Source organism: Paenibacillus yanchengensis, assembly GCF_042684845.1.
In the GTDB taxonomy this organism is placed as follows: Bacteria; Bacillota; Bacilli; order Paenibacillales; family Paenibacillaceae; genus Pristimantibacillus; species Pristimantibacillus yanchengensis.
On record NZ_JBHUMH010000013.1, the window covers coordinates 11,777 to 37,031 of the forward strand.

Below are 25,255 nucleotides of genomic sequence, written 5' to 3' on the forward strand. Positions count from 1 at the left end.
CTTCAAATGCTCTCATAAAAAAGAAGGTGTTTCGAAATTGATCACTCATATACGTTCATTGGTTTTAGGGGAACTTGAATTAAAGATTTGACTTTTCAAGAATGCTAATATATCCTAATAATAGATTAGACTGAAAGGAAATTCTTTTATGCAGAAAACTGAAAATGCAATATCTTGGGGTGGATTTCGTAATGGTGCAGGAAGAAAATCTCTATTAAACAAGAAAAAGGCAGCTCAGGTGTATCTTGACCCTGACTTAAAAGAAATAATAGATTCCATTGAAATTGATGAATATATCAGCTTTTCACAAAAATGTGCTTATCTTATAGAGAAAGGGTTAGAATCGATGTCCAATACCGTTATTACAAAACCTAATGATATATCAAAATTAAATAATAATATAAATACTTTAACAACAAAAGTTAGATTTATCGATCTATTTGCCGGTTTAGGGGGAATGAGAATTGGATTTCAAAGCGCCCTCAAAAATATGGGGCTAGAAGGGGAATCTGTATTTGTTTCAGAGATAAAAAAACACGCTATCGAATCTTATTCTAAAAACTTCACTGATAATCAAATTTATGGGGATATTACAATAATAGATGCTAAAGACATTCCGGATTTCGATTTTTTACTAGGGGGGTTTCCCTGCCAAGCTTTTTCTTCTGCAGGAATTGGTTTAGGATTTGAAGATACTAGAGGTACTTTGTTTTTTGATATAGCAAGAATTATTAAGGAAAAACAACCAAAAGGATTTCTATTAGAAAATGTTGAGGGTTTGGTTACACATGATAAAGGAAAAACATTTACTGTTATTATCAACACACTGGAAGAATTAGGTTACCAAGTTTCTTATAGAGTTTTGGATGGAAAAGATTTTGGTTTAGCGCAATCTCGTAAACGTATTTATATAGTTGGAACAAAGAATGGAGTTGTTGATTTAGAAAACTTCCCTATTAAAAATCAACAACTAGATTCGATTATTGAAAAAGATGTCCCGCCAGAAAACTCAGACTTTGCAAAAAAACTATTGACTCATTATTCTTTAGGGGAAGTTATTGGCAAACAAATCAAAGATAAACGTGGTGGAAATAATAATATCCATAGTTGGGACTTTGAATTAAAAGGCGAAATTTCTGAAGAACAAAAAGTATTGCTAGAGTTATTATTAAAACAACGTAGAAATAAAAAATGGGCCTCACTCATTGGAATTGAATGGATGGATGGAATGCCGTTAACTGTAGAAATGATAAAGACATTTTATAGTCATGTGAATTTAGAGGAAATGCTCAATGATTTAGTAACTAAAGGCTATCTAGTTTACGAATATCCAAAGCAAAAGGTAGGAAATCGTAGATTACACGATGAAACATTAGAAAAAGGATATAATATTGTTACTGGAAAGTTATCATTTAAATATAGTAAAATATTAGATCCAAATGATGTTGCACCTACTTTAGTAGCAACTGATATTTCGAGATTAGCTATTCCTGTTCAGAATGGAATCCGTTCTTTAACAATTCGAGAAGGTTTACGTCTTTTTGGTTTTCCAAAAGATTATCAATTAAATCATATCGATACATCTAAAGCGTATGATTTACTTGGAAACACTGTATGTGTGCCAGTAATTGAAGCAATTACCGAAAGATTATTAGAATCATCTGATATTTAAAATAGTCTTCACAACTGTAGAAGTTTTATCTAAAGTTTGATACTCTTAATATAATTTGAAATTAGGAGTTATTAAAATGAAAAAAAAGAAACTTAATTCACTTGAGGATGTTTTTGATTTCGCTATTAATAACATAAAAGACCAAATGGGGCATATAACTATTGCCATAGGTGGCATACCAAAAATTAGTAGTTCAAACGATATTATTGGTAACTGTATCCAAGAGTGGATTCCCCAATGGTTAGAAGATAATGGTTTGGAAATGATAGCGAATCCCAATTCACAACAATTTCCAGACTTTATAGCTACTCTAGATGGTAAAGAATACGCCATGGAAGTAAAATGTTGGAATGGTGAAAATTCGCCGGCTTTTGATTTAGCTAACTTTGACGGGTTTTATAGAGCTGTATATGATAATCCGGAAATGTTAAATGCTAAATATTTAATATTCAGTTATAAACCAACTACCCATGGATTTCAAATTACGAATATATTTCTGAAAAATGTTTGGGAAATAACAAAAGCTTCAAAAAATTATCCGATTGGTCTTCAAGTAAAACAAGGGAGTCCTTATGCTATTAGGCCATTTCCTTTTCATAAGCACCCGTCCACTTCCTTTTCAAGTAGGAGAGAATTTGTAGAAGCAATCCAATCTACCAGGGAAATGTTTCCGTTGGATAATATGATCGATCCAATTGAATGGTTAATAAACATTGAAGAAAGATTTGAAATCCTTACTGGCGAAATATTATAAGTGATTAAAGATAACCTCACTGCTTTATATAAACTGTAATCTGAAGGATGGGCGCTTTGTAAAAAGTGTCTCTATTCAGCTACAGTTCTTTGACGGATGCTGCTTTTATATTTAACATCTCTTTCGCAATACTAAAAAAGCTGAAAATTGGTGTAATACACATTCAGGGGGCGGATTAGGATGATCCCCCACATGTGTGAATAATTTAGTTTGCTTCTTCAGGTGAGGGAAATGCGGTGCAAAAAGGATGTTAGCTTAGGAATGAATTCTTCTTTATTTTGCTTAACGACATTACAAAACAGCTGCTTTACTTGGTCATCTTCGGCACGGTGAACCGCACTATAAGTTAAACCAACTACAAGTTTTGCAATGGTTAAGTTTGTAAACACCACTACATCATATATCTGCCATCACCACTCAAGCCATGTATAGGCTATAGTATTGATACATAGTGGAGATAATAATCGAAAATACTTAAATCAATTTCTAAACCTGAATTTTATTAAAAATAGCTCATGCTGATTAGCGTGGGCTATTTTTAATAACTTGCAGTTTTATATTAGCAAAAATGGTCAAATGAAAAATTATTGCATCTGCTATTCTAAGATCAAAGGAGGTTGTGAGATGCATAGTGAAGATTCTATCCAACGCGCTATTCAATATATGGAGAATCGACTAGCTTATAAAATGACTTTGGAGGAGATTGCAGCTCATGTTGGATTTTCTCCCTTTCATTTTCATCGTCTGTTTCGTAGTAGAGTCGGTATGAATATTGCAGATTATTTGAGAAGTCGTCGCTTATGCCAAGCCTCTCGAATGCTTTTGCATACAGAGGAATCCATCCTTCATATATCATTGGATTGTCACTTTGAAAGTCAGGAAGCTTTTACGCGAGCATTCAAAAAAATGTATGGGATGCCGCCGGGACGATACCGCAATGTTTTTCGTCTACACAATGACATTATAAAAGGAGAGAAAGTTATGAATACAGGTTCACCTATAAAGGATTGGTTTTTGAGTGGCAGCCATCCTCATGAGTATGAAATAGGTATTGATCGAGACAATGTTCATCTAGGCAATGCTTCTGGTTTTTTGAGAGCTATATGCCCGCAAGATGTGGATTCATTTGCTACGTTAATGCAGCAATTCAACGCAGAAAAATTTAGAGGACGTAGAATGAAATTCTCTGGTTTTGTGAGGACAAGCGATGTAACGGAGTTTTGTGGTCTTTGGATGCGTGTGGATAATAATCATTCTGATGTGCTTCAGTTTGATAATATGAATAATCGAAAAATTATTGGTGATACGAATTGGAATCACTATGCGATTGTGCTGGATATTCCTGAGCAAAGCGCAACTATTTCTATTGGAGTTTTATTAATGGGATTCGGAAAAGTATGGGTAGATAGTCTTCAATTTGAAGAAGTTGATGAGAGTGTTCCTACAACTAACTTGGAGTTTGATTATAAAATACTTGACGAACCATCGAACTTGTCATTTGAAGAATAGAAGTTAGAAAGGGGATAGGTGGGTGAATCACTATATGAAAGCAGTGCTTGGAGGCATCGTTATAGCCCTTATTGTAACAGGGGGTAATGTATTTGTAGGTATGCTTTTAAAATGGTTAAACGGAAATCCTATCGATCAATTCACTCAATTGGTTTCAATAAAACATTTGTTCTCATTTTTGATTATCCTCCTGTTATCTGCTGGTTATTTATCTATTAGAGAAACGGATGGAGACTGAAATCAGTTATATATGCTAGGTGATTTATAACATGGAGGAAGTATTCAATAATGGACGTGAAAATAAATGAGTTGTTTGCTCTTTAATAGAGTGGATAACTTTTTTCATGTATAAACCCTTGCAACCGTATTTAAAAATGTAATTTCTTAAAATTAACGAATCAATTGTTTGCATTTTGAAAATAGTTTGATACGATGCAAGTAATATTAGAAAGTTAACTTTAGAATGGCACGGATTTAGCTGGTAAAATAATAAAAAGTGACAATGTTCTTAGATTTTGGTGTAAAATACACTGGATAATGTAACTAAGCTATGGTTTCCTGGATTTACTGAGGTCTGGAAACGGTGTAGACTAGAACACTTGCAACAACAGAAGAAAGCATTGTTTCAATAAATGTTTGTTTGACGGGAGGATAAAGTTATGGTATTAGAAAACAAGTTAGCGATTACCGATTCTTTGGAGCTTGCTCGTGTTGAGGAAAAAATGAGTAAGAAAAAAGCTCTTGAAATGTTTGAAACGGGTTTGTTAGATACATTTGAAGTCGGAACATTTAAAGCATTGTCTGACATTCATAAGTGTTTGTTTGCAGAAATATATAGTTTCGCTGGAAAAGTGCGTAATGTAAATATTGCAAAGGGCGGTTTTCGTTTCGTACCCGTTATGTACCTTGAAGCTGCGCTTGATAATATCGCGAAAATGCCGCAATCAACTTTCAACGAAATCATAGAAAAATATGTCGAGATGAATGTAGCACATCCTTTCAGAGAAGGTAATGGAAGAAGCAGTAGAATATGGCTTGATACTATATTAAAAAAAGAAATAAGACGAGTTGTTGATTGGAGCAAGGTTGACAAAGAGGATTATCTCCTCGCAATGGAAAGAAGTCCTGTGAAGGATGTTGAAATTAAAGTTCTTCTTAAAGAGGCGCTTACAGATAAGATCAATGACCGAGAAGTATATATGAAAGGTATCGATGCGAGCTATCATTATGAGGGCTACAATGTATACAAGACCGAAAATATCAACAACGAGAAGTGAAAATAGCATAACTACATTAAATAAATATCTAAGAGCAAAATTGCATTGTACTTAAAAATAAGCACTCTATCTATAATGTTATCATCTTTATAAATTTAAATGAATGATGTTTAATTGTTGAGCGATGGGAAAGACTATCCAGCATAAATTTACTATATTATTCTTATAGTACAGGAGGAAAAAACGGCAGTTAAGTACTCGCAATCCGAGCCCTAACTGCCGTTTTTTTTATTTTGTCATCCATTCCGGTTTTGAGAAGCCTTGGAATTGCTCGTCCATCGTTTTCTCGAATGCTGCGGATGCAATAACTTCTTTCAGATCCTTTGCCAGTTGGCTTTCAGCATCTTTTGTTCTAACAGCTGCTACAACGTTACGATAATTTTCTGCCATGTTTTCAAGCTGCAAAGCAGTTGTTAGATCCATACCCGCTGCAAGGGCAAAGTTACCAGCAACAACGGATAGATCAGAGCTATCCAGTGTCCGCGGAAGTTGGGCAGCTTCAAGTGATGTTATTTTAAGATTTTTCACATTTGTCTCTATATCCTTATCGGAGATTGTAGCTGGATCTGCATCCGCTTTGATTGTAACAAGCCCGATATCTTGAAGTAGCAACAGTGAGCGTGCTAGGTTGGCAGGGTCATTGGCAATTGTAAGTGTACTACCTTCTTTAATATCATCAATGGATTTGATTGTATTCGAGTAAAGACCCATAGGTGCCGTTGGAACGCTGCTAACAGCACTTAGCTCAAGCTTGTTATCCTCAGAAAACTTGTTCAAATAAATAATATGTTGGAATAGATTGGCATCAATCGATCCGTTATCAAGCGATTTGTTCGGCTGAACATAGTCGTTGAACTCAATAATCTCGATCTTGTAGCCTTTCTCTTCCATCAAAGGTTTGATCGCTTTGTTCACCATGTCACTATATGGACCAGCAGTTGCTCCAATTTTTATCGACTTGTTCTGCTCATCATTTCCTTTGTTAGTACCGGTTCCTTCTTCTGTTTTGCCACCGCATGCGGCTAGTAGTGACATCAACACGATGCACAGCATAACGATCATTACTTGCTTTTTCATTACAATAATCCCCTTTTTTATGTTCAATACATTATTTATCTTAACGTTTATCTACTTTTCGAGATGCCCACGTGATCGACGCCAACGACATTGCCTTTATTCGTTTTGTACACTTTGTGTAAATCAATGAGTTTAATCAATCTAGACCCTCCTGATGCAATAGTTGCCTAGTGCAAATCTATCTCTCTATATATGAAGCTATTTATTTCCGAGTAAATAAATACGAATTAGTAAAGCAAATAATTTAGAGGCATGACAAGCTATATTTTCATTTTAAATTAGGTAATAATTACTTGTATCCATTTACTTTCTATTTGTTTCTTTTCGTTTTAAGAAGTAGATCGTTTGATGTTCAATTAATAATTTCAAAATAACTGGATAAGTCCAGTGTTAGTGATGATTGATGCACATTTATTAAAAAAGAGTGGAATACGACACGTTGAATATCATTAAAGGAAAAAGAACTTGACACTAAAGTAACGCTGCTGTATGTTATAAATAACAAAATGTTAATTGTTAATTATTATTTGGAAACGAAGTGAATGGAATGTCTAATGAACAAGCACTAGCACAATATGATGTTAAAAAGTATCGAACACCAGATGGCTATACTGCTGATATTGCAGTCTTTACGATCCTTTCGACAAAAGAGGAAGAGTATAAACCGCCGACAATGGCATTGAAAATTATGTTAATCAGACGTAGTTTAATCGATAGTGAAGGTCGTCCCAACCTTGAAGCTGGAAAGTGGGCATTACCGGGCGGGTTTGTTGATCCGAAGGAGACTGCATTCCAAGCTGCACAGCGTGAATTGAAAGAAGAAACGGGAGTAGGCAGTCTTCATTTGCAACATTTCGGGGTGTATGATGCTCCTGGTCGTGATCCGCGCGGTTGGATTATTACCAATGCTCATTATGCAATCGTACCGGAGTATCTTTTGGCGGATCGTCAAGCAAACGATGATGCTGTGGAAGTAGCGTTATTTTCCATAGACGAGGCATTGAAACTGGAACTTGCATTTGATCATTTTGAAATAATTAGCGATGCGATTGCGGTCATTACGAAACAGCTTTTGGAAACAACAGTAGCCAAAGAGTTTCTTCCAGAGGAATTTACCTATTCTGAATTGCAGTCCGTATTACTTACGATAACGAACGATTCCGCTATTGCTAGTGGTCCTTCTTTCGCTAGAAAAATAAAAACATTACCTTTTATAGAAGAAGTGGAAGGGAAGAAAACGACAAGAACATCGAAAAAACCTACACAGTTGTATCGTTTTATCGAAACGAATTTAAGCACATCTATTTATACTTCAAGCTATTAAATAGTTTACACTCGATGCCGAATTCTAATTGTAAAGTTAGGATATATTTTTTCAAGATTAATAATTAACAATTATTTAATTGTTATAAATAAGAGGAGGAGTTTTCAATGCAAGAAAAAAGAGCATTAATAAACGTAGATTACACAAATGATTTTGTCGCAGATAATGGGGCATTAACATGTGGTGTTCCCGGGCAAGAAATTGAAGGAGCAATTACAGCTATTACAAAAGAATTTATCGCAAATGGGGAATTTGTAATTTTCGCCATCGATATTCACCAAGCCGGAGATACGTTACATCCCGAAACAAAGTTGTTTCCACCACATAATATTGCTGGTACAGCAGGTCGTGAACTATATGGGGAACTAGCGGAAGTTTTTCAAGAGCATAAAAATAAGGAACAAGTATATTGGATGGATAAAACTCGCTACTCTGTATTTGCTGGAACTGATCTGGAAATGAAACTGCGGGCGAGAGGAATTACTGAGCTGCATTTGGTCGGAGTTTGTACTGATATTTGCGTACTTCATACAGCTGTAGATGCTTACAATAAAGGTTTCAACATTGTCATTCACGAACAAGCAGTAGCAAGTTTTGATGCACAGGGGCATGAATGGGCGCTCCGTCATTTTAAAAATACACTTGGGGCAACAATTGTCTAAAGAGGAGGGGTAACAGATGATAGATAAACAATATATAGACGATGGGTTAGCACTTCATACGGATAAATATCAAATAAATATGGCGCAAGTATATTGGGCAGACAATATGCACAACAGAAAGGCAGTATTTGAAATGTACTTTCGGAAAATGCCATTCGGCAATGGCTACGCCATTTTTGCAGGGCTGGAGCGGGTCGTTCAATATTTGCAGCAATTCCGGTTTACCGATAGCGATTTGGACTTTTTGAAAAGTGAAGGATATAGTGCAGATTATCTTGCTTTTCTTAAAGACTTGCGTTTTACCGGCACGGTGACATCGATGAAGGAAGGCGAATTGGTATTTGCTAATGAAGGAATGATGCAAATCGAAGCTCCGCTCGTCGAAGGACAATTAATTGAAACAGCGTTACTTAATATCGTTAACTATCAAACGTTAATTGCGACGAAAGCAGCCCGAATTAAACAGGTTATTGGCGATGATGTGGCGATGGAATTTGGTACGAGACGAGCGCAGGAAATGGATGCAGCCATTTGGGGAACACGAGCAGCATATATTGCCGGATTTGCCGGGACTTCTAATGTTAGAGCGGGGAAGTTGTTCGGAATACCTACGGTAGGAACTCACGCCCATTCCATGGTTCAAGCCTATCGAGATGAATATACGGCATTTTCTAAATATGCTAGTGAGCATAAAGATTGTGTATTTCTTGTCGATACCTATGACACATTACGATCAGGTGTACCAACTGCCATTAAAGTAGCGCAAGCGTTTGGAGAAAAAATCAACTTCAAAGGGATACGATTAGATAGTGGAGATCTTGCTTACTTTTCAAAAGAAGCTAGAAAAATGCTGGATGCAGCTGGATTTACAGAGACTAAAATTTACGCAACGAATGATTTGGATGAAAACACGATTATGAACTTGAAAGCACAAGGAGCTAAAATCGATAATTGGGGCATTGGTACAAAGCTAATTACCGCATACGATCAACCAGCCTTAGGTGCAGTTTATAAGCTAATATCTATTGAAGATGAACATGGACAGATGGTAGATACAATCAAAATTAGTTCTAACCCTGAGAAAATATCGACACCGGGATTGAAGCGAGTCTACCGCATTATTAATAGAGAAAACCAAAAAGCCGAAGGCGATTATATTACGCTGAAAGATGAAGTGCCCGAGAACGAGCAACGATTAAAGATGTTCCACCCTGTTCATACTCATATCGCTAAATTTGTAACTAACTTCGAAGCAAGAAATTTGCATCATACTATTTTTGAAAATGGTCAGCTTGTCTATGATCTTCCGAATATAAATGAAATTCAAGCGGATGTGACAGAAAATTTGGAGCTGTTATGGGATGAGTATAAACGAATTTTGAACCCGGTAGAGTATCCTGTCGATTTAAGCCAAGCTTGCTGGGATAATAAAATGAAAATGATTCATGACATTATGGACAAAGTACAACGCGAGGAAGGTGCTTGAAATGGCTAAAATCGGTATATACGGTTCTTCTTTTGACCCGATTACAGATGCACATTTATTCACAGCCAATACGGTAGCAAAGCGGTGTAAGTTGGACAAAGTAATATTTCTACCCTGTTCAAGTAAACGGCAAGACAAAAAACTGTATGCATCCGATGAACAACGCGTGAAGATGATTGAATTAGCGATAGAGGATAATGAAAAATTTGAAATTAGTGACTATGAGCTAAACCAGCTTGCTTGGGAAATCGCAACGTATAAGACGATGAAATATTTTCGCCAGCAATATCGGGAAGATGAAGTGTATTTTATTATGGGAGCTGATTTATTAGTTGATATTGGTGCGGGAAAATGGCAAAGAGCCGATGAATTGATTCAAGAAAACAAGTTTATCGTGATGGCTCGGGATGGGATTGATATGTTAACAGCAATTAGCAGGTCTCCTATTCTTCGAAACGCCGATGATGGGCAAACCTTTCACCTTATAGACAAAGGGATTGCGCTGGAAATCAGCTCTACATTTATACGGGAGGAATTCCACGTGGGCGGCGATCCGAGGTATTTGCTTCCGAATGCAGCTTACAATTATATCAAAGAGAATGATTTGTATGGTTACAATAGGAAGAAGTAGGTAGCAACAAAGTTAATGATGAGACGTAGATATTTATGTAATATAACACTGAGCAAGCTTAACCTATGTTGACTGAAACAGGAGGAGGGGATGAACGATGAATTTGCAACAGGAAATAATCAAAGAGTTGCATGTGAAACCTGTGATTGAACCGGCAATTGAAATTCGGAATCGCATGAACTTCCTCAAAAATTATTGCAAACAAACATCAGCTAAGGGGTTTGTACTTGGTATAAGTGGTGGTATAGATTCGACGCTTGCTGGTCGGTTAAGTCAGATGGCGGTTGAAGAGCTGCGGGCGGAAGGATATGAAGCGAAATTTATTTCCGTACGATTACCTTATGCCACGCAAAAGGATGAAGCAGACGCTCAAGCAGCATTAGATTTTATCCGTCCTGATGAAACGGTAGTTTTTAATATCGAACAGGTAGTCAACGGCTTTACCGACACATACAACGGGCAGCTCCAAGAGAAATTAACCGATTTTAATAAAGGAAATGTGAAAGCTCGAGTTAGAATGATGGCGCAATATGCACTCGCTGGACAATATGGATGCCTTGTCGTTGGTGCTGATCATGCCGCCGAAGCAGTTACTGGTTTCTTCACCAAATTTGGTGATGGCGGAGTAGATATACTGCCGCTTGCAGGTTTAACGAAACGTCAAGTGCGTCAGCTACTCATTAGCTTACATGCCCCAAAACAGCTTTATCTTAAAATCCCGACTGCCGATCTCCTAGACGAAAAACCAGCGCAATCCGATGAAGTGGAGCTGGGCATGTCTTACGACGTTATCGATGATTTCCTAGAAGGTAAACCAGTAGCTGCTGCCGCAAAGGAAGCGATTATACATCGATACAATCTTACAGAACATAAGCGAAAACCTCCTGTAACAGTGCATGATGAATGGTGGACATGAGGCACATAGAAAAGAGAGTGTGAGAAGAGCAGAGTTAACAAGGAGACAGCAATAATGATAAAAAATATTTATGTTGTGCGACATTGCGAAGCTAATGGACAGGAACCAGAAGCTAGTCTAACTGAATTAGGTATGCAACAAGCTGGAAAACTTGCTAATTTTCTCTTAGATAAAGATATAGATTTTATCATTTCAAGTCCTTTTGAAAGGGCTTACCAGACTATAGCTTCATTGGCTGAACAAATAAGTATAGAAGTTGTTATTGATGATAGATTGGCGGAGCGGATTTTATCAAGTGAGAAACATCCGGATTGGCGCGAGATGCTGAGTAAGACGTACGATGATTTAGATATATGTTTTGCGGGTGGAGAATCCAGTAATATGGCGATGAGTCGTGCCAGTAGTGTCGTTATGGAAGTTCTGAATAGTGAGTACAAAAACATTGTGTTAGTTTCTCATGGAAATTTGATATCATTACTTCTTAAATATTTTGATAACCGATTTGGATTTAAAGAATGGGAAACTTTGTCCAATCCAGATGTATTTCTCCTCGTATTCTCTGTAGGGAATCAGCCTAACATACATCGAATATGGACGGAGTCAATTTATAATTAGAGTGAATCTAGAGAATATTGTGCAGATTATTGTATGATAGATATTAAAGAGACTACTTTAATAGATAGTTATTACTATAGAATAAGGTGGAGTACATGTCCTGGAGTAAATTGAAACAAACTTTGGAGAGTTTTCTTTGTCCTGATTTATATGGAAGGGTCGGATACAGTGCCAGCAGCTATCGTTATTTACCTGATAAAGCGGGAACTTGTTATATTACGGTAGATAAAAAGAACGTACTTAATATGAGAGATGTAACTAGTTTAGTGAGATGGTATCAGACGGAGCAAGAGATTAAGAGTGATCCGGATATTCGAATCCCGATTAGTGATGAAACAATTGAAGCAGTTAGAAAAGAAACAAAAGGGGCGGTTCCAGAGGATCGACTTAAAGTAATTGCCAGAAGTAGAAAGATAACAGTGTATGCAAAAGAGATTTTATTGGCACAGACAGCACTAAGCAAATCAAACTTTATTGTTGCAGCTAATACGTTTTTATCGACTTCGATAGAAAAGAGTATGGAAAGCGATGAAATTTTATTAAATATTTTGGCATTGGTAGATAGACGGGTTGGAAAGAAGCGAATTTTAAACATGTCCGAGAAAATGAAGTTAAAACATCCAATTGTACAATATTTTTATGAACTACGGCGCAATACGTTGTGAGAACAGGAAGAATAAAAGCATTGGAACTAGCTGTTCAAGCGATGGACGATTATAGTAATGCATAACTTATAAGGAGTGGGATGAAATGGACGATTTTACTAAGAAGCGAATTATAAAAGTGATGGGCAACTACACAGAGAATAAGATACCAGAACACATTCGAAACCAAGTTAGAATGAATTACAAGATGCGAGGAAATAACGTTACCTTAGTGGAAGAAAGACCGGCATTTAGGAGTGATGAATGGGTAGAAATTAATATTGCGCAGTTTCGATTAACAGAAGGAATGTGGAACGTCTATTGGAATGATAGTAAAGGAAAATGGCACTATGTTGAAGAAATAGAACCAGCAGAAGATTTTGAACAACAATTAAAGAAAGTGGATCAAAATAATACCGGGATATTTTGGGGTTAATGAATGTTACATTCCTAATGCAAGAGAGTGTCTTTTAGTAGATGCTCTTTTTTTATTTGGGTAGGTTGTGTGCAATATGCCTCGAGGGCTAGAACAAATTGATGACGCATGCTAGAATGGCATGGAGAGGAGGTATCGTTCATGGCGATCCAAATTAATGTGCAAGAGACACCGAATCCGAATGCGGTTAAAATTAATACAAGTGAGTCTATATTCACAGGCTCCGCGAGCATCTCGCTTAAGAAGGGTGCTACTACAGACCATCCATTAGCTCAAGCCCTGCTAAATATAGAAGGGGTTGATAATATTTTTGGAATTAATAATTTTGTGACAATTACCAAAGAAGCCAACGCCGATTGGGACCAAATCCTTCCTGCTGTGGAAGCAGCGTTTGAAGCCGTATAAATGTAAGACAACACAAGCAACTTAAGTAGTAAGATTTGGAAGGCTACCAAATAAGCTAGTGAAATCTAACTTATGGCAGCCTTTTTACCCCTAATGCTTTTCAATGATTGAACGCAAGAGAGTGTCCTTTAGTGGATGCTCTCTTTTTATGTGGATACTCTGCGAAAGTCTATGTTGGTAGCGAAAGTTAGGTCGTGATATATTGAAGTTACGATTATAATTGATCAGATTTTGTCTAGCAATGATGAGATAGGCTGGAGTAGTCATTACTATCAGGAGGCTTAACGATGAGAAGGAATATAAGCTTGATTGCAGTGATTACTATACTATTTGCGATTGTCTTTTTTCTTGGTAATCAAAACTATTTTCATAAAGAACGTAACTCCGTTGTCCACCATGGTATTGTCACCATTGATAGTGAACAATTAGATAAGCAGTCCATTATAAAGTTGGATGGAGAGTGGGCATTTTATCCGAATGTGTTGATTCCGCCGAGCAGAGCAGTGAGTGAGTTTGAAGAACAACGAATAGCTATAGAAGTACCATCTAAGTGGAATAGTTTTGTTAAACCAAATGAGGAAGGGCTGTCTGTTGGAACGTATCATCTCGTTGTCGAAGTACCTGTTGAAGGACAATACGGCTTATACATTCGTACGATACGGCAAGCCAATCGTATATTTATAAATGGAGAAGAAGTCGGTGCAAAAGGAAATCCAAGTCATACGTTTGAAACGTTTCGTGTGGAAAACGCCGATAAGTACACTGTTTTTTCAGCAAGTGAAAATAAGTTACTTGATATCGTTATTCATGTAGCCAATTACAATTATTCAAAGGCAGGTATTCTGTTTCAAATAGATTTTGGTACAAAGAGCTCCATCGACAATCATTATCATAAGAAACTATTATTGGATGCATTAGTATCTATCGGCTATATGATATTTGGTCTTATTTATTTAATTTCATATAATCAAAATCGAAAACGAAAAGAAGAATTATTTTTTGGACTATTCATTTTGTTGTTAGGTCTCTACATGTCATTTATTAATCAGAAAATATTTTTTCAATTTATGCCTTTTCTAAGGGTTTCAGAGCAAATACGTTTACAACTAGGCATTATCCCTCTTGTAGCTGCTAGCTTAACCTACTTTGTCCATGCGATGTATCCTGAATTTATGAAGAAGCGCGCAATCATTAGAATTAGCGTTTTACTGGGCATTGTTTTCTTTCTATATGCGATTACAGATCCGTTTAGCAATAATGGAACGGGAGCTGTCGTATTATTTCAGATCATTTATGTAAGTGCCATTATTCCGGTAGTACTCTATAATTTATTTGTTTTATTTCGTGTACTTATGAAAGAAGTAGAGGGTGCGCATTATATTTTAATATTTTTAGTATCGCTTTGTTGCTACTCTATTTTAATGGTTGGTAAATTTTTATTAGATCTGCCTATGGATTATAGTGAATTATTGTTATTTGTACTTGTACTTTATAGTTTTGCGTCACTACTTAGCTTCAGAGCAAATGCCTCCTATAGTAAAACACAAAAATTATCAGAAGAATTATACATAAATAGTAAATTAAAAGATGAGTTTTTAGTAAAAACATCACATGAGCTACGGACACCGTTGAACAGAATATTACATGTATCGAAATCTTTGATGGAAGGCACGAAGGGTCCGTTAAAGCGTGAGCAACAAGAAAATATCATCGCTATTCATAATGACATGCAACGTTTAGGTTTTTTAGTGGAAGATTTGTTGTTCTCATCCAATCAGATGGCTAGTGAAGTGAGTGTTACACCACGTGCTGTGCCAGTCGCAGTTATTCATGAAGTCATTGATGAAATCAGAAGCTTGCAGTCAGATCAAATGTCGATAAAACTGATTAGTGTTGTTGATGATCCATTGCCAGCGATGTATACAGATGAATTGCGTTTCAAGCAGGTGCTTTATAATTTATTATATAATGCACTGCAACATACTACGGAAGGGTTTATTAAAGTCACTGCAGAGGTTCGTGAAGCACAGATGGTCATTCAAGTTAGCGACACAGGAACGGGGATACCTTCGCAAGAACTAGAATATATTTTCGACTCGTTTTATAGAGTGAGGAATGAAAGTGAGGGCTTTGGATTAGGGCTTAGTATTGCCAAAAATATCGTTGAAAAGCTAAACGGTCAGATCGAAGTTACAAGTACAATTGGAGTCGGTTCCATCTTCACCTTTACGATGCCGCTTGCCAAAAGTGATGAGATGATTGATTCTACAACAGACAGCACAGTAGATATTCTCGAACTACCTCTCTTTTATAAGGGGAATGAACAGACTATTTTAGTAGTGGATGATGATCATGCCAGTATTAAGCTGCTTGCAGACGCTTTAACCGAAAGTGGATATACGTTTATTGTAGTTGATAATGGTTATGAGGCGTTAGAAATTTTAAAGACGCATAAGGTAGACTGTATGTTAATCGACTACATGATGTCAGGTATGTCGGGCTATGAGTTATGTAAGAAGGTACGAAAGCATCACGATATTTTGGAGCTACCAATTATTGTGTTAACGTCGATTATGCAGCATTCAGACTTGATGTTGTCTTTGCATAGTGGAGCAAATGATTATTTGTTAAAACCGATAGTGATCGAGGATTTGTTAGTACGTATTCAGTCATTACTGGCTGTTCGTCAATCATCTATTGATGCGATAGAGGAGGAAATGAATTATTTATACGCTCAAGTAACACCTCATTTCGTATACAATACACTCAATACAATTATTGCGTTAAGTTATAAAGATATTAAAAATACGAGAAATGCACTCTACTATTTGTCTACTTATTTTCGTGCCAAATTAAACGTTCACTATCGTGACAGTATGGTTTCTATTTCCGAGGAGATGGAACTTGTGAAAGCATATCTCAATATAGAAAAAATGCGTTTAGATGATCGACTGACTGTTATTTATGATATCGATGAATCTATTGCTCTACAAATTCCAGCCTTGTCCCTGCAGCCATTAGTTGAAAATGCTGTCTTTCATGGCATATCCAAGAGAAAAGAAGGAGGAACGGTTGAAATTAGTGTGAAGCGAGATGGACAGCTCATCCGTATTAAAATTGATGATAATGGCATAGGGATTCCCAAAAATAAATTGCAGCAAATAGAAGGTGGAGAACATTCTCGCATTGGTTTAAAAAACCCATTGAAAAAGTTCAAGCTAATCAAAAACGCAAGTTTACGTTTATATAGCGAAGAGGGTAAAGGCACGACGGTCATTATTTTATTGCCAGGAGATGATCGAATTGAACGTAGTCATCATTGATGATGAAAAGCTAGCCATTGATGTATTGGCGATTGTATTAGAAGAGTTAACACCATTCTCGATTTGTATAAAAGGGACTTTTACTGATGCGATGGATGCATTTGAGCTTTTGGCACGGGAACAGATAGATCTTGTTTTTCTAGATATGGAGATGCTTGATGTTCATGGATTACAGATTGCAAAATTAATACTAACACAATATCCGCACATACAGCTTATTTTTGTAACGGCACATTCTCAGTTTGCGGTGGATGCGTTTGACGTTGCAGCTACCGATTATTTGTTAAAACCGGTGCAAGCACAGCGATTAGAAAAGGCGATGTTCAAAGCACAGCAAGTCTATGATTCGCGTAAGGAATTACGGACAGATGATAAACAGGCTAATCTTTATGTTCGTGTATTTGGCGGGTTTCAATTAGTAGATGCGGAGCAAAAAACGGTGAAGTGGCGTACGAAAAAAGTAAAAGAGTTGTTTTTATATCTATGGCTACATCAGAAAAAACCATTATTAAATGTCGTTCTTATGGAAAACTTATGGCCAGATGTGGAACCGGACAAGGCGAGTGTAAACCTGCATACAGCAATCTATCAATTAAGAAAAACACTCAAACAGTGTGGCATTGACCATCCGATTCTACTCGCTAATAACCACTACCAGCTGACTGTGAAATTGGATAGCGATTATGAGGAATTATTAGCATTGTTAGAGTGTGAGCGGCATGATGAACAGTCGATGCAACAAATTTTAAATTATTATGAAGATGATTTTCTAGCAGCCGAAGAATACTCGTGGGCTATTAGAATAAGACTTCGTTTAAAACAATCTGTCGTAAATTTACTAGAGACCTATGTAACGACTACGAACGAAATAAGTTCACTATTAAAATTAAGTTGTTTACAAAAGATGGTGGAGCTAGAGGAATACAATGAGCAGTATATGTTTCTGCTTCTACAATTTCTGATGGAGAAAAATAAAAAACAAGCATGCTCGCAATTTTATGAAACGATACAAGAAAAATTACAGCAAGAGCTAAACATTCCGGTTCCCGATAGGATTAATGAGTTATATAAGCAGTATATGGCAAGGGCATAAACTTTCTAAGTTGAAAATGTTGAAAATGGGAGAGGCAGCTAATATCAGTCCATATTTTTAATTACATCTGTTCAGTATTTGTCTATTGTTATTGATTAAGCTACTTATCATATTAGATATGTATTATGCGGAGGTGGCACTTAGTAACAATGAACAGCAGAATAATTAGAAGTAGAGAAGAGATGGAGGCTGCCATGAAGAAAATAGGGACGTTGTTGCTTGTTATGGCATTACTATTAGTACCGTTTAATAATATGCCTGTGTATGCAGATGATCTTAGTGGTGATTTTTATTATATTGAAAATGCTGATACTACAAGCGTAACAATAACAGGATATACAGAGACTGCCCCGAGAAATCATGTCGTTATTCCGCAGATGATTAATGGAAAAAAGGTAACGGCAATTGGTGACGAAGCTTTTCAAAATAAATCGATCCAAAGTTTGGAGCTTCCAGATGGATTAGTTTCTATTGGTAAAAGAGCGTTCTTGAACAACCTTTTTACTATGCTAGAAGTACCGGGGAGTATAAAAAGTATTGACGAAGAAGCATTCCAAAGTAATGGTTTAACAAGTGTAACGATTCATGATGGTGTAGAGAAGATAGGTAGAAGTTCGTTTGCTAAAAATAAGCTAACTACTCTAAGCATTCCCAATAGTGTAATTGAAATCGAAGCGGGTGCATTTCAAGGTAATTTAATAGCAAGTTTAGCACTGCCTAATAATTTGGTAGAGATTAGTGATAGTTCTTTTTTGAATAACAAATTAACTTCTATTGTTATTCCAGCTAGTGTGAAAATCATTGGTAGTTCAGCATTTAGTGGCAATCGGATAGCGGAATTAGTCATCCCAGCAACGGTAACCACGTTAAAAGACAGCGCGTTTTACTATAACGCATTAACGTTGGTGACTTTTTTGGGAATGCCAACGCTTGATAATAATACTGTTTTTGGAAATCAGTATTTAAATGGGGCAAATACAGATATAGTTGACTGGTTTACTGACATGGAATTAACGCAAGTTTGGAATAACACAGTCACTGCTCCAATGAATATTTATGGGGCGTGGAAGTTGAATATCATAACTTTTAACACAAATGGTGGATCGAAAGTTGACAATCAATCTGTAAAATTTGCCGAAAAGGGAAAAAAGGTCACACTATTACCAACAAAAGTAGGGCATACTTTTGCAGGTTGGTATAAGGAAGCGGAACTTTCCAATCCGTGGAATTTTGATATGGATATTGTCATTAGAGACATAATGTTGTATGCGAAGTGGACTACGAATACGCATACGGTAAGTTTTCAGTCGAATGGTGGATCAGGTGAAACGGCTCAAACGATAGCTTACGATAGCAAAGTCACACAGCCAGCAAACCCAAGCAAAGCAGGTCATACATTCGCCGGTTGGTACACAGATTCTAGTTTAACGACGGCATGGAACTTTGGTACAGATCTAGTAAAAGGAAATATGACGCTGTATGCGAAATGGACTGCTAACACGTATACGGTAAGTTTTCAGTCGAATGGTGGATCAGGTGAAACGGCTCAAACGATAGCTTACGATAACAAAGTAATACAGCCAGCGAACCCAAGTAAAGCAGGTCATGTTTTCGCTGGTTGGTATACGGATGCTAGTTTAACGACGGCATGGAATTTTGGTACAGGTCTAGTGAAAGGAAATATGACACTGTATGCGAAATGGACTACCAATACGTATACGGTAAGTTTTCAGTCGAACGGTGGATCGAGTGTAACAGAGCAAGAGTTAGCTTACGACAACAAAGTTACAGAGCCAGCAAACCCAAGCAAAGCAGGCCATGCTTTCGCAGGCTGGTATACGGATGCTAGTTTAACGACGGCATGGAATTTTGGTACAGGTCTAGTGAAAGGAAACATAACACTGTATGCAAAATGGATTGCCAATAACCATACGGTAAGTTTTCAGTCGAACGGTGGATCGGGGGTAACAGAGCAAGTAATAGACTATGATGACAAAGTCACACAGCCAGCACCCCCAAGCCAAGTAGGTCATACTTTTGTGGGTTGGTATTCGGATGCTAGTTTAACGACGGCTTGGGACTTTGGTACAGGTCTAGTAAAAGGTAATATGACGCTATATGCGAAATGGACTGCTAACACGTATACGGTAAGTTTTCAGTCGAACGGTGGATCAGGTGAAACTGCTCAAACGATAGCTTACGATAGCAAAGTCGCAGAGCCAGCAAACCCAAGCAAAGCAGGTCATGCATTCGCCGGTTGGTACACAGATTCTAGTTTAACGACGGCATGGAACTTTGGTACAGGTCTAGTAAAAGCAAATATGACGTTGTATGCGAAATGGACTGCTAACACGTATACGGTAAGTTTTCAGTCGAACGGTGGATCAGGTGAAACTGCTCAAACGATAGTTTACGATAGCAAAGTTACAGAGCCAGCAAACCCAAGCAAAGCAGGTCATGCATTCGCAGGCTGGTATGCAGATTCTAGTTTCGTAACGGAATGGAACTTTGGTACAATTCCAGTAAAAGGAAATATGACGTTGTATGCAAAATGGACTGCCAACACCTATACGGTAAGTTTTCAGTCGAACGGTGGGACAGGTGTCGCAGAGCAAGTGGTGGCTTACGATGACAAAGTTATACAGCCAGCCATCCCAAGCAAAGCAGGTCATACTTTTGTTGAATGGTATACAAATGAGGATTTAACGAAGACTTGGATGTTTGACACGGATGTCATTACAGATAACATGATACTTTACGCTGGATGGGACAAAGAAATCTATACAGTCAGTTTCGAAACATCGGGAGGTTCACAAATAACTGATCAACGAATTACATTAGAAGAAAATGTAGTTATACCCACAGATCCTAAAAAGTCGGGCTATACTTTCGCCAGTTGGTTTAAGGATGAAGAGTTAACACTCGCCTGGAATTTTACAACAGATGTCGTCATATCCGATATAATTCTTTACGCGAAATGGTCGAAAACTAATTATCCTCCTTATATACCATCTGAACCTATACTAGAGCCAGAACTAGAAGTAGAAGAAGAGATAGTAGAAGAAGAGGAAAAACCAAAGGGATGCTCTACAAAATTCACGGATATATCGGAAAACTGGGCGCGAAATGCTATAACAGATATTGCTAGTCGTTGCATTATAATAGGATATCCAGACGGAGAATTTAAACCAAATGATCCTATCATTAGGGCGCACGTTGCGGTAATGTTTGCAAGAGCATTGGAGTTACCAGCAAAGCGTCCGTCGAATACTTTTCATGATGTCTCAAGTGATACACCGAATTACGAGGCTATCTTGAAAGTTTCACAAGCAGGTATTTTCGAAGGGTCGAATGGATACTTTTATCCAGATCAGCAACTTACACGAGCAGAAGTGGCTAAGATACTTGTACTCGCCTTCAAATTGCCGTTAGGCGGAAAAAGCACTTTTCAAGATGTGCCTAAAACACATTGGAGCTCTTCCTATATTGCTACATTAGAGTCTTACGGCTTAGCATTCGGTGAGGATGGTTATTATAAACCCGAAGAACCAGTTACTCGCGCAGAGTTTGTAGCATTTATGTACCGGGCACTTCGTTTGTAAGCAGACGTATATTTCATATATGCAATAAAAGTGAAGGAGAAGGCCGTCCATATTATTGGATAGCCTTCTCTTAAATGTTTTTCTGTTGGGATAAGCGGCAATATTGAGCCGGATGGACTAGCTAGATAATTTTTGAATAAATGACCATTGTACCAGGTATGGCAATTGCCATAATACAAAAAAGTAACATAAGTACTTGCGTTGCATCTAATGTTAACAATCCTAATGAACCAGTTGCTAAAAACAATACAAGTATTGAAACAAAAAGAACAAAGTAGTTCAAAGTCATAGATTTTCCAATAATTTCTTTTGCACGTTCATCTTTCGGAAAAATATGCGGTGATATGTATGCCAGTAATAACTGATTAATTCCCGCAGCTAGCAACATAATGGTATCGGGAAACTCACCTTTCATTATGTTTTCGTAGTTTGAATAAATACCAACAGCAGTCAATAAAATTCCTAAACATAAATAGATGATTTGATTTTGCTTTGATTTCTTAAAAGAAGCCATATATTTATCCCTCCTCATAAATAAAGATATCTTCAATTTGACAATTAAAAACACGTGCAAGTTTGAAGGCAAGTGTAATAGATGGATTGTATCGTTCCTTTTCAATTGAAATAATCGTTTGTCTTGACACCTCTAACCGTTCAGCTAATTCATCCTGAGTTAAATTATATTTTGCACGCATATTTTTAATATTATTTTTCACTTTATCACCTACTCAAAGTAAAGTCTGCTTTACGTTAAGTATACTTTACAATTATCATTTATTTATGTCAAGTTAACTTTACAATTTATCAACGAAAGAGTACTTCACATAGAACATTTTCTTTGCAAAAGGTATGAATTAAAAGGAATAGAGTTCACGGTCATGGTTCTTCATTATCAAAAAAATGGTGGGGAAATTATTTTAAGATTAATGTGCTTAGAGAGATATTTATTGACTAAAATAAAAGTTACAAAAATGGAATGGTTTACAGGTAGATGATGGTACAATAGGCAAAACAATAGAATTAGGCAAACTCCCCTATTAGCAATTACGTCGCAGTAGCTGTGACTGGGAAACATCTGTTATAGCTCGGATGTTTACTTTTACAGTATTAAAAAATACAAATGTACGAGGGAGTTAGTATGATGACTGAGAAGCAATTATGGAATGCGTATTTAAGTACACTCACTGATGAACAAGCTTTTGCGATGCGTTATACTGCATGGCATTTTGATGATAATGAAACGAGTGCTAATGCGCTAGCAGAATTGGTATTGTTAGGCGAAAAGAGGGCTACTGCATCTAGCTTATGGGTTTACGAAAAAGAAAGTGCTCCACTTCCATAGGTAGGTGAAATATCGGTTATTTTGGATTGGTATCGAAATGCGAAGTGCATTATTCAATCAGTTAAAATTAGTATTGTAAGTTATAGTGATGTAACAGAATTCGCTGCATTAGAAGGCGAAGGAGATAAAAGTCTTGCTTATTGAAAGTCTGTACATGAACCATTCTTTCATAGAGAATGTGGTCGTGTGGGACTGGAATTCAATGAATTTATGCCGGTTGTTTGTGAGTCATTTGATGTTATATATAAATAATATTAAGTGCATAGATGTGTTGAACACATGAAATGTTATGGTAATTAAAGCAGATTCTTAAAGGAGTTGAATTCATTATGGAACAATCTGAATCAATAAAGAACCTTATACAAAAAGGAGAATTAGATCGTATTCAATTACTATTACAATCAGGATTAAATCCTAATCAATCTGTAAGTTGTTATGATTCTTTTTTGGAGTGTGCTTTTGATTATGAACAAATTGAAATAGCAAAATTGTTCATTGAAAACGGAGCAATACTCCCTCAAGATGTGATGGTTGATGCATCTAGATGTGCGGATCGTAATTTATTCGAATATTTGCTTTCAAAGGGAGCAGATATAAATGCAATTAATCGTGTTGGGTACTCTGCCTTTAGCAGAGCTCTTGCCTCTAATAATGAAATAGGTGCTTATGCACTTATTGATTTAGGAATTGATATTAGTATTACTGGTGAAAGCACGCTTATAGAGTGTGCATATGATGGAAGAAATCATTTTGTAGAACTTCTTCTAAATAAGGGTGTCGATATTAATTATTTTATACCGAGTAGCAATGTATTCTCACATGGCATTACACCGCTTATTGCTGCTGTTAAAGGTAATCAGTTGAAAACGGTAATATACTTAATTCAACACGGTGCTGACACTACAATAACAGATCAATTGGGATGCCGTGCATATAACTATGCTAGATTTTATAAACATTTCCAAATTGAGAAATATCTCAAATCACATGATCGTACAGAATTTCACGATTATCGAAAACGAGTAGAACAATTAATAAATGATGGCTTACCTATGGTAGTTATAAAGGAACTAGGGGTTAATGAGAAACGAATTGACTATGAATCCAACAATTACAGTAGTTATTTAGTTTTAGGAACGGTTTTTGATGTTGTATATTTCGAATTCCACCAGTTTAAATTGTATAATCTCCTGTTGGAGTTAGATAATTTCGAAGGATTTGGGTTTATAAGTTGGTGTCCAAGTTTGAATAAGTTTGTAAGCGTGGACATTGAACACGAGTTGTTTTATATCTTACACGATATGAGTTGGAAAAGCTTTTTAAGTAATCCAGGCATATACGTTGATCGCATAATTGATTTTGAGTATGATTCTGAGATCGAAACACAATAAAAGTTAGTGCTATGAATATAGAAGATCAGGTTGGATAGTAAGTAACTAGAAGGCGACGTTAACATCCGATAATACCATATTCACGTATCGATCCATTCGGATTTAGGTCCTCAGAAGCGATCCCAAGAAGTATAGGCTACGGACAATTCCATTTGTCTAAGACAAGAACTATTTAAGAGGAATGGATGTCGTGAATACAAGAACGTTATATGTATTATCTTTAAGACCATGTTAAGTGAAAAGTTACTCTTGGAATTTCCCTGGTGGGGGAATTGAAACATAAATAAGAACTATCTAAGCTGATGCGAGTTCGTGAATGCACAGACGTTATAAAACATAATTGAAAAGACGAGAGGAGTTAACATGATGGGTATGTCAGAATACTACAAAAACCTTAGAGAGAAAATCGGAAATCAACTTATCTTTATGCCATCGGTTGTAGGGATAATTAGAAATGAAAATAAGGAAATTTTGTTTGGAAGAAAGCATAATGAAGAGAATTGGGGACTTATTGCTGGAGCGATTGAACTGAGTGAGACTCCTGCACAAGCGATAATAAGGGAAGTTCAAGAAGAGACGGGATTAATAATACTTCCTGAACGAATAATAGGAGTTTATGGTGGTGAAGGAGGTCGATTTACATATTCTAATGGACATCAGGTTGAATACCTAAGTATTGTTTTTGATTGTAAGATTATAGGTGGAGAGTTGAATCCTGACAATGAAGAAATGAAGGAGTTAAAATATTTTTCTGAATTTCAAATACCATCTATCACAAACAATTATCCAAAGTATATTTTTAATTCACACCAACAAGAAAGAGCAGACTTTGAGGTTTGATTCAAAGATGCCAGTTACGTTGTAGAACACACTATCTTGGTTCAAAAAGAGTCACAATAGAATAACCCAAAGTGACGAATACGAACGGAGACGATACCTGTATAAAACTGCTTGCAGCAGTTAATCCCCACATTCAACTCCACGTAGTTTTTTTCATCAAAAAACATACTAACATTGGCATCCTAAACAAACTTCGGTCAGGTTGACCAATGCTAGTATTTATTATTTGAATATTTAAACGAACATTTACCACATG

24 protein-coding genes are annotated in these 25,255 nt (G+C 36.6%); 21 read left to right on the forward strand and 3 right to left on the reverse strand.

Annotated elements, in window-relative coordinates; translation table 11 throughout:
• The first annotated feature begins 148 nt into the window (after positions 1-148).
• The 5 genes from dcm to fic all read left to right on the forward strand — a co-directional run bounded on the left by dcm (position 149) and on the right by fic (position 5,212).
• Complete coding sequence (dcm, locus tag ACFSTH_RS05405; RefSeq protein ID WP_377770250.1) at positions 149-1,672, forward strand: DNA (cytosine-5-)-methyltransferase; 1,524 nt, start codon at positions 149-151, stop codon at positions 1,670-1,672.
• A gap of 76 nt (positions 1,673-1,748) precedes the next feature.
• Entirely contained in the window at positions 1,749-2,426 is a 678-nt protein-coding gene (locus ACFSTH_RS05410; protein WP_377770249.1) for an NgoBV family restriction endonuclease, read from the forward strand.
• Positions 2,427-3,050: 624 nt separating this feature from the next.
• Complete coding sequence (locus ACFSTH_RS05415; protein WP_377770248.1) at positions 3,051-3,935, forward strand: helix-turn-helix domain-containing protein; 885 nt, start codon at positions 3,051-3,053, stop codon at positions 3,933-3,935.
• A 34-nt stretch (positions 3,936-3,969) separates the two neighbouring features.
• Entirely contained in the window at positions 3,970-4,173 is a 204-nt protein-coding gene (locus ACFSTH_RS05420; protein ID WP_377770247.1) for a hypothetical protein, read from the forward strand.
• Positions 4,174-4,594: 421 nt separating this feature from the next.
• The gene (gene fic / locus ACFSTH_RS05425; RefSeq protein WP_377770246.1) at positions 4,595-5,212 is read left to right on the forward strand and encodes a protein adenylyltransferase Fic; all 618 of its coding nucleotides are present in this window, start codon (positions 4,595-4,597) and stop codon (positions 5,210-5,212) included.
• Between the two features lie 228 nt (positions 5,213-5,440).
• Here the strand turns inward: fic and ACFSTH_RS05430 are convergent, their stop codons facing one another.
• The gene (locus ACFSTH_RS05430; RefSeq protein WP_377770245.1) at positions 5,441-6,289 is read right to left on the reverse strand and encodes a MetQ/NlpA family ABC transporter substrate-binding protein; all 849 of its coding nucleotides are present in this window, start codon (positions 6,287-6,289) and stop codon (positions 5,441-5,443) included.
• A gap of 547 nt (positions 6,290-6,836) precedes the next feature.
• Between ACFSTH_RS05430 and ACFSTH_RS05435 the strand changes: the two genes are divergently transcribed.
• From ACFSTH_RS05435 to ACFSTH_RS05490, 12 genes are all read left to right on the forward strand, one after another.
• Positions 6,837-7,613: an NUDIX domain-containing protein gene (locus ACFSTH_RS05435; protein WP_377770244.1), complete on the forward strand. Its 777-nt coding sequence runs from the start codon at positions 6,837-6,839 to the stop codon at positions 7,611-7,613.
• A gap of 107 nt (positions 7,614-7,720) precedes the next feature.
• Positions 7,721-8,275 (forward strand): cysteine hydrolase family protein, encoded by a 555-nt coding sequence (locus ACFSTH_RS05440; protein ID WP_377770243.1) that lies wholly within the window; start codon positions 7,721-7,723, stop codon positions 8,273-8,275.
• 16 nt (positions 8,276-8,291) lie between these two features.
• Positions 8,292-9,761 (forward strand): nicotinate phosphoribosyltransferase, encoded by a 1,470-nt coding sequence (locus ACFSTH_RS05445; protein ID WP_377770242.1) that lies wholly within the window; start codon positions 8,292-8,294, stop codon positions 9,759-9,761.
• 1 nt (position 9,762) lies between these two features.
• Positions 9,763-10,392, forward strand: coding sequence for a nicotinate (nicotinamide) nucleotide adenylyltransferase (nadD, locus tag ACFSTH_RS05450; protein ID WP_377770241.1), 630 nt, complete (start codon positions 9,763-9,765; stop codon positions 10,390-10,392).
• Between the two features lie 97 nt (positions 10,393-10,489).
• Positions 10,490-11,308, forward strand: coding sequence for an ammonia-dependent NAD(+) synthetase (gene nadE, locus ACFSTH_RS05455; RefSeq protein ID WP_377770240.1), 819 nt, complete (start codon positions 10,490-10,492; stop codon positions 11,306-11,308).
• Between the two features lie 57 nt (positions 11,309-11,365).
• Positions 11,366-11,923 carry a histidine phosphatase family protein gene (locus ACFSTH_RS05460; protein WP_377770268.1) on the forward strand — a complete coding sequence of 186 codons (558 nt, stop codon included), beginning with the start codon at positions 11,366-11,368 and terminating at the stop codon, positions 11,921-11,923.
• A gap of 95 nt (positions 11,924-12,018) precedes the next feature.
• Positions 12,019-12,588 (forward strand): SF0329 family protein, encoded by a 570-nt coding sequence (locus ACFSTH_RS05465; RefSeq protein ID WP_377770239.1) that lies wholly within the window; start codon positions 12,019-12,021, stop codon positions 12,586-12,588.
• Positions 12,589-12,673: 85 nt separating this feature from the next.
• A complete protein-coding gene (locus tag ACFSTH_RS05470) occupies positions 12,674-13,003 on the forward strand; it encodes a DUF3024 domain-containing protein (RefSeq protein WP_377770238.1) in 330 nt (109 codons plus the stop codon).
• Positions 13,004-13,144: 141 nt separating this feature from the next.
• Entirely contained in the window at positions 13,145-13,408 is a 264-nt protein-coding gene (locus ACFSTH_RS05475) for a NifU N-terminal domain-containing protein (protein WP_377770237.1), read from the forward strand.
• A 287-nt stretch (positions 13,409-13,695) separates the two neighbouring features.
• Complete coding sequence (locus tag ACFSTH_RS05480; protein WP_377770236.1) at positions 13,696-16,731, forward strand: ATP-binding protein; 3,036 nt, start codon at positions 13,696-13,698, stop codon at positions 16,729-16,731.
• Positions 16,712-17,824: a response regulator gene (locus ACFSTH_RS05485; RefSeq protein ID WP_377770235.1), complete on the forward strand. Its 1,113-nt coding sequence runs from the start codon at positions 16,712-16,714 to the stop codon at positions 17,822-17,824. The genes ACFSTH_RS05480 and ACFSTH_RS05485 overlap by 20 nt, the downstream gene beginning before the upstream one ends.
• 149 nt (positions 17,825-17,973) lie before the next feature.
• Positions 17,974-21,426, forward strand: a complete 3,453-nt coding sequence (locus ACFSTH_RS05490; RefSeq protein WP_377770234.1) for an InlB B-repeat-containing protein — start codon at positions 17,974-17,976, stop codon at positions 21,424-21,426.
• Positions 21,427-21,547: 121 nt separating this feature from the next.
• Here ACFSTH_RS05490 and ACFSTH_RS05495 read toward each other — a convergent pair whose 3' ends face one another.
• Both ACFSTH_RS05495 and ACFSTH_RS05500 read right to left on the reverse strand, forming a co-directional pair.
• Positions 21,548-21,940: a hypothetical protein gene (locus tag ACFSTH_RS05495; protein ID WP_377770233.1), complete on the reverse strand. Its 393-nt coding sequence runs from the start codon at positions 21,938-21,940 to the stop codon at positions 21,548-21,550.
• 4 nt (positions 21,941-21,944) lie between these two features.
• Positions 21,945-22,142, reverse strand: a complete 198-nt coding sequence (locus ACFSTH_RS05500) for a helix-turn-helix transcriptional regulator (protein WP_377770232.1) — start codon at positions 22,140-22,142, stop codon at positions 21,945-21,947.
• 422 nt (positions 22,143-22,564) lie between these two features.
• On the opposite strand from ACFSTH_RS05500, the gene ACFSTH_RS05505 reads away from it, so the two are divergent.
• The 4 genes from ACFSTH_RS05505 (at position 22,565) to ACFSTH_RS05520 (ending at position 24,999) form a co-directional block, all read left to right on the forward strand.
• Entirely contained in the window at positions 22,565-22,768 is a 204-nt protein-coding gene (locus tag ACFSTH_RS05505; protein ID WP_377770231.1) for a hypothetical protein, read from the forward strand.
• A 21-nt stretch (positions 22,769-22,789) separates the two neighbouring features.
• Positions 22,790-22,912 (forward strand): hypothetical protein, encoded by a 123-nt coding sequence (locus tag ACFSTH_RS05510; RefSeq protein ID WP_377770230.1) that lies wholly within the window; start codon positions 22,790-22,792, stop codon positions 22,910-22,912.
• 185 nt (positions 22,913-23,097) lie between these two features.
• Positions 23,098-24,159: an ankyrin repeat domain-containing protein gene (locus tag ACFSTH_RS05515; protein ID WP_377770229.1), complete on the forward strand. Its 1,062-nt coding sequence runs from the start codon at positions 23,098-23,100 to the stop codon at positions 24,157-24,159.
• Between the two features lie 366 nt (positions 24,160-24,525).
• Positions 24,526-24,999 (forward strand): NUDIX domain-containing protein, encoded by a 474-nt coding sequence (locus ACFSTH_RS05520; protein WP_377770267.1) that lies wholly within the window; start codon positions 24,526-24,528, stop codon positions 24,997-24,999.
• Positions 25,000-25,255 lie beyond the last annotated feature (256 nt).

What these genes read in the sequence shown, in the direction of transcription:
- ACFSTH_RS05440 (WP_377770243.1), top strand. Translation starts at nt 7,721, where the DNA reads ATGCAAGAAAAAAGAGCATTAATAAACGTAGATTACACAAATGATTTT.
- ACFSTH_RS05420 (WP_377770247.1), top strand. Translation starts at nt 3,970, where the DNA reads ATGAAAGCAGTGCTTGGAGGCATCGTTATAGCCCTTATTGTAACAGGG.
- ACFSTH_RS05495 (WP_377770233.1), bottom strand. Translation starts at nt 21,940, where the DNA reads ATGGCTTCTTTTAAGAAATCAAAGCAAAATCAAATCATCTATTTATGT.
- dcm (WP_377770250.1), top strand. Translation starts at nt 149, where the DNA reads ATGCAGAAAACTGAAAATGCAATATCTTGGGGTGGATTTCGTAATGGT.
- ACFSTH_RS05480 (WP_377770236.1), top strand. Translation starts at nt 13,696, where the DNA reads ATGAGAAGGAATATAAGCTTGATTGCAGTGATTACTATACTATTTGCG.
- ACFSTH_RS05430 (WP_377770245.1), bottom strand. Translation starts at nt 6,289, where the DNA reads ATGAAAAAGCAAGTAATGATCGTTATGCTGTGCATCGTGTTGATGTCA.
- ACFSTH_RS05435 (WP_377770244.1), top strand. Translation starts at nt 6,837, where the DNA reads ATGTCTAATGAACAAGCACTAGCACAATATGATGTTAAAAAGTATCGA.
- ACFSTH_RS05475 (WP_377770237.1), top strand. Translation starts at nt 13,145, where the DNA reads ATGGCGATCCAAATTAATGTGCAAGAGACACCGAATCCGAATGCGGTT.
- fic (WP_377770246.1), top strand. Translation starts at nt 4,595, where the DNA reads ATGGTATTAGAAAACAAGTTAGCGATTACCGATTCTTTGGAGCTTGCT.
- ACFSTH_RS05415 (WP_377770248.1), top strand. Translation starts at nt 3,051, where the DNA reads ATGCATAGTGAAGATTCTATCCAACGCGCTATTCAATATATGGAGAAT.
- ACFSTH_RS05505 (WP_377770231.1), top strand. Translation starts at nt 22,565, where the DNA reads ATGATGACTGAGAAGCAATTATGGAATGCGTATTTAAGTACACTCACT.
- ACFSTH_RS05520 (WP_377770267.1), top strand. Translation starts at nt 24,526, where the DNA reads ATGGGTATGTCAGAATACTACAAAAACCTTAGAGAGAAAATCGGAAAT.
- ACFSTH_RS05515 (WP_377770229.1), top strand. Translation starts at nt 23,098, where the DNA reads ATGGAACAATCTGAATCAATAAAGAACCTTATACAAAAAGGAGAATTA.
- ACFSTH_RS05470 (WP_377770238.1), top strand. Translation starts at nt 12,674, where the DNA reads ATGGACGATTTTACTAAGAAGCGAATTATAAAAGTGATGGGCAACTAC.
- ACFSTH_RS05445 (WP_377770242.1), top strand. Translation starts at nt 8,292, where the DNA reads ATGATAGATAAACAATATATAGACGATGGGTTAGCACTTCATACGGAT.
- ACFSTH_RS05490 (WP_377770234.1), top strand. Translation starts at nt 17,974, where the DNA reads ATGAACAGCAGAATAATTAGAAGTAGAGAAGAGATGGAGGCTGCCATG.
- ACFSTH_RS05465 (WP_377770239.1), top strand. Translation starts at nt 12,019, where the DNA reads ATGTCCTGGAGTAAATTGAAACAAACTTTGGAGAGTTTTCTTTGTCCT.
- nadD (WP_377770241.1), top strand. Translation starts at nt 9,763, where the DNA reads ATGGCTAAAATCGGTATATACGGTTCTTCTTTTGACCCGATTACAGAT.
- nadE (WP_377770240.1), top strand. Translation starts at nt 10,490, where the DNA reads ATGAATTTGCAACAGGAAATAATCAAAGAGTTGCATGTGAAACCTGTG.
- ACFSTH_RS05410 (WP_377770249.1), top strand. Translation starts at nt 1,749, where the DNA reads ATGAAAAAAAAGAAACTTAATTCACTTGAGGATGTTTTTGATTTCGCT.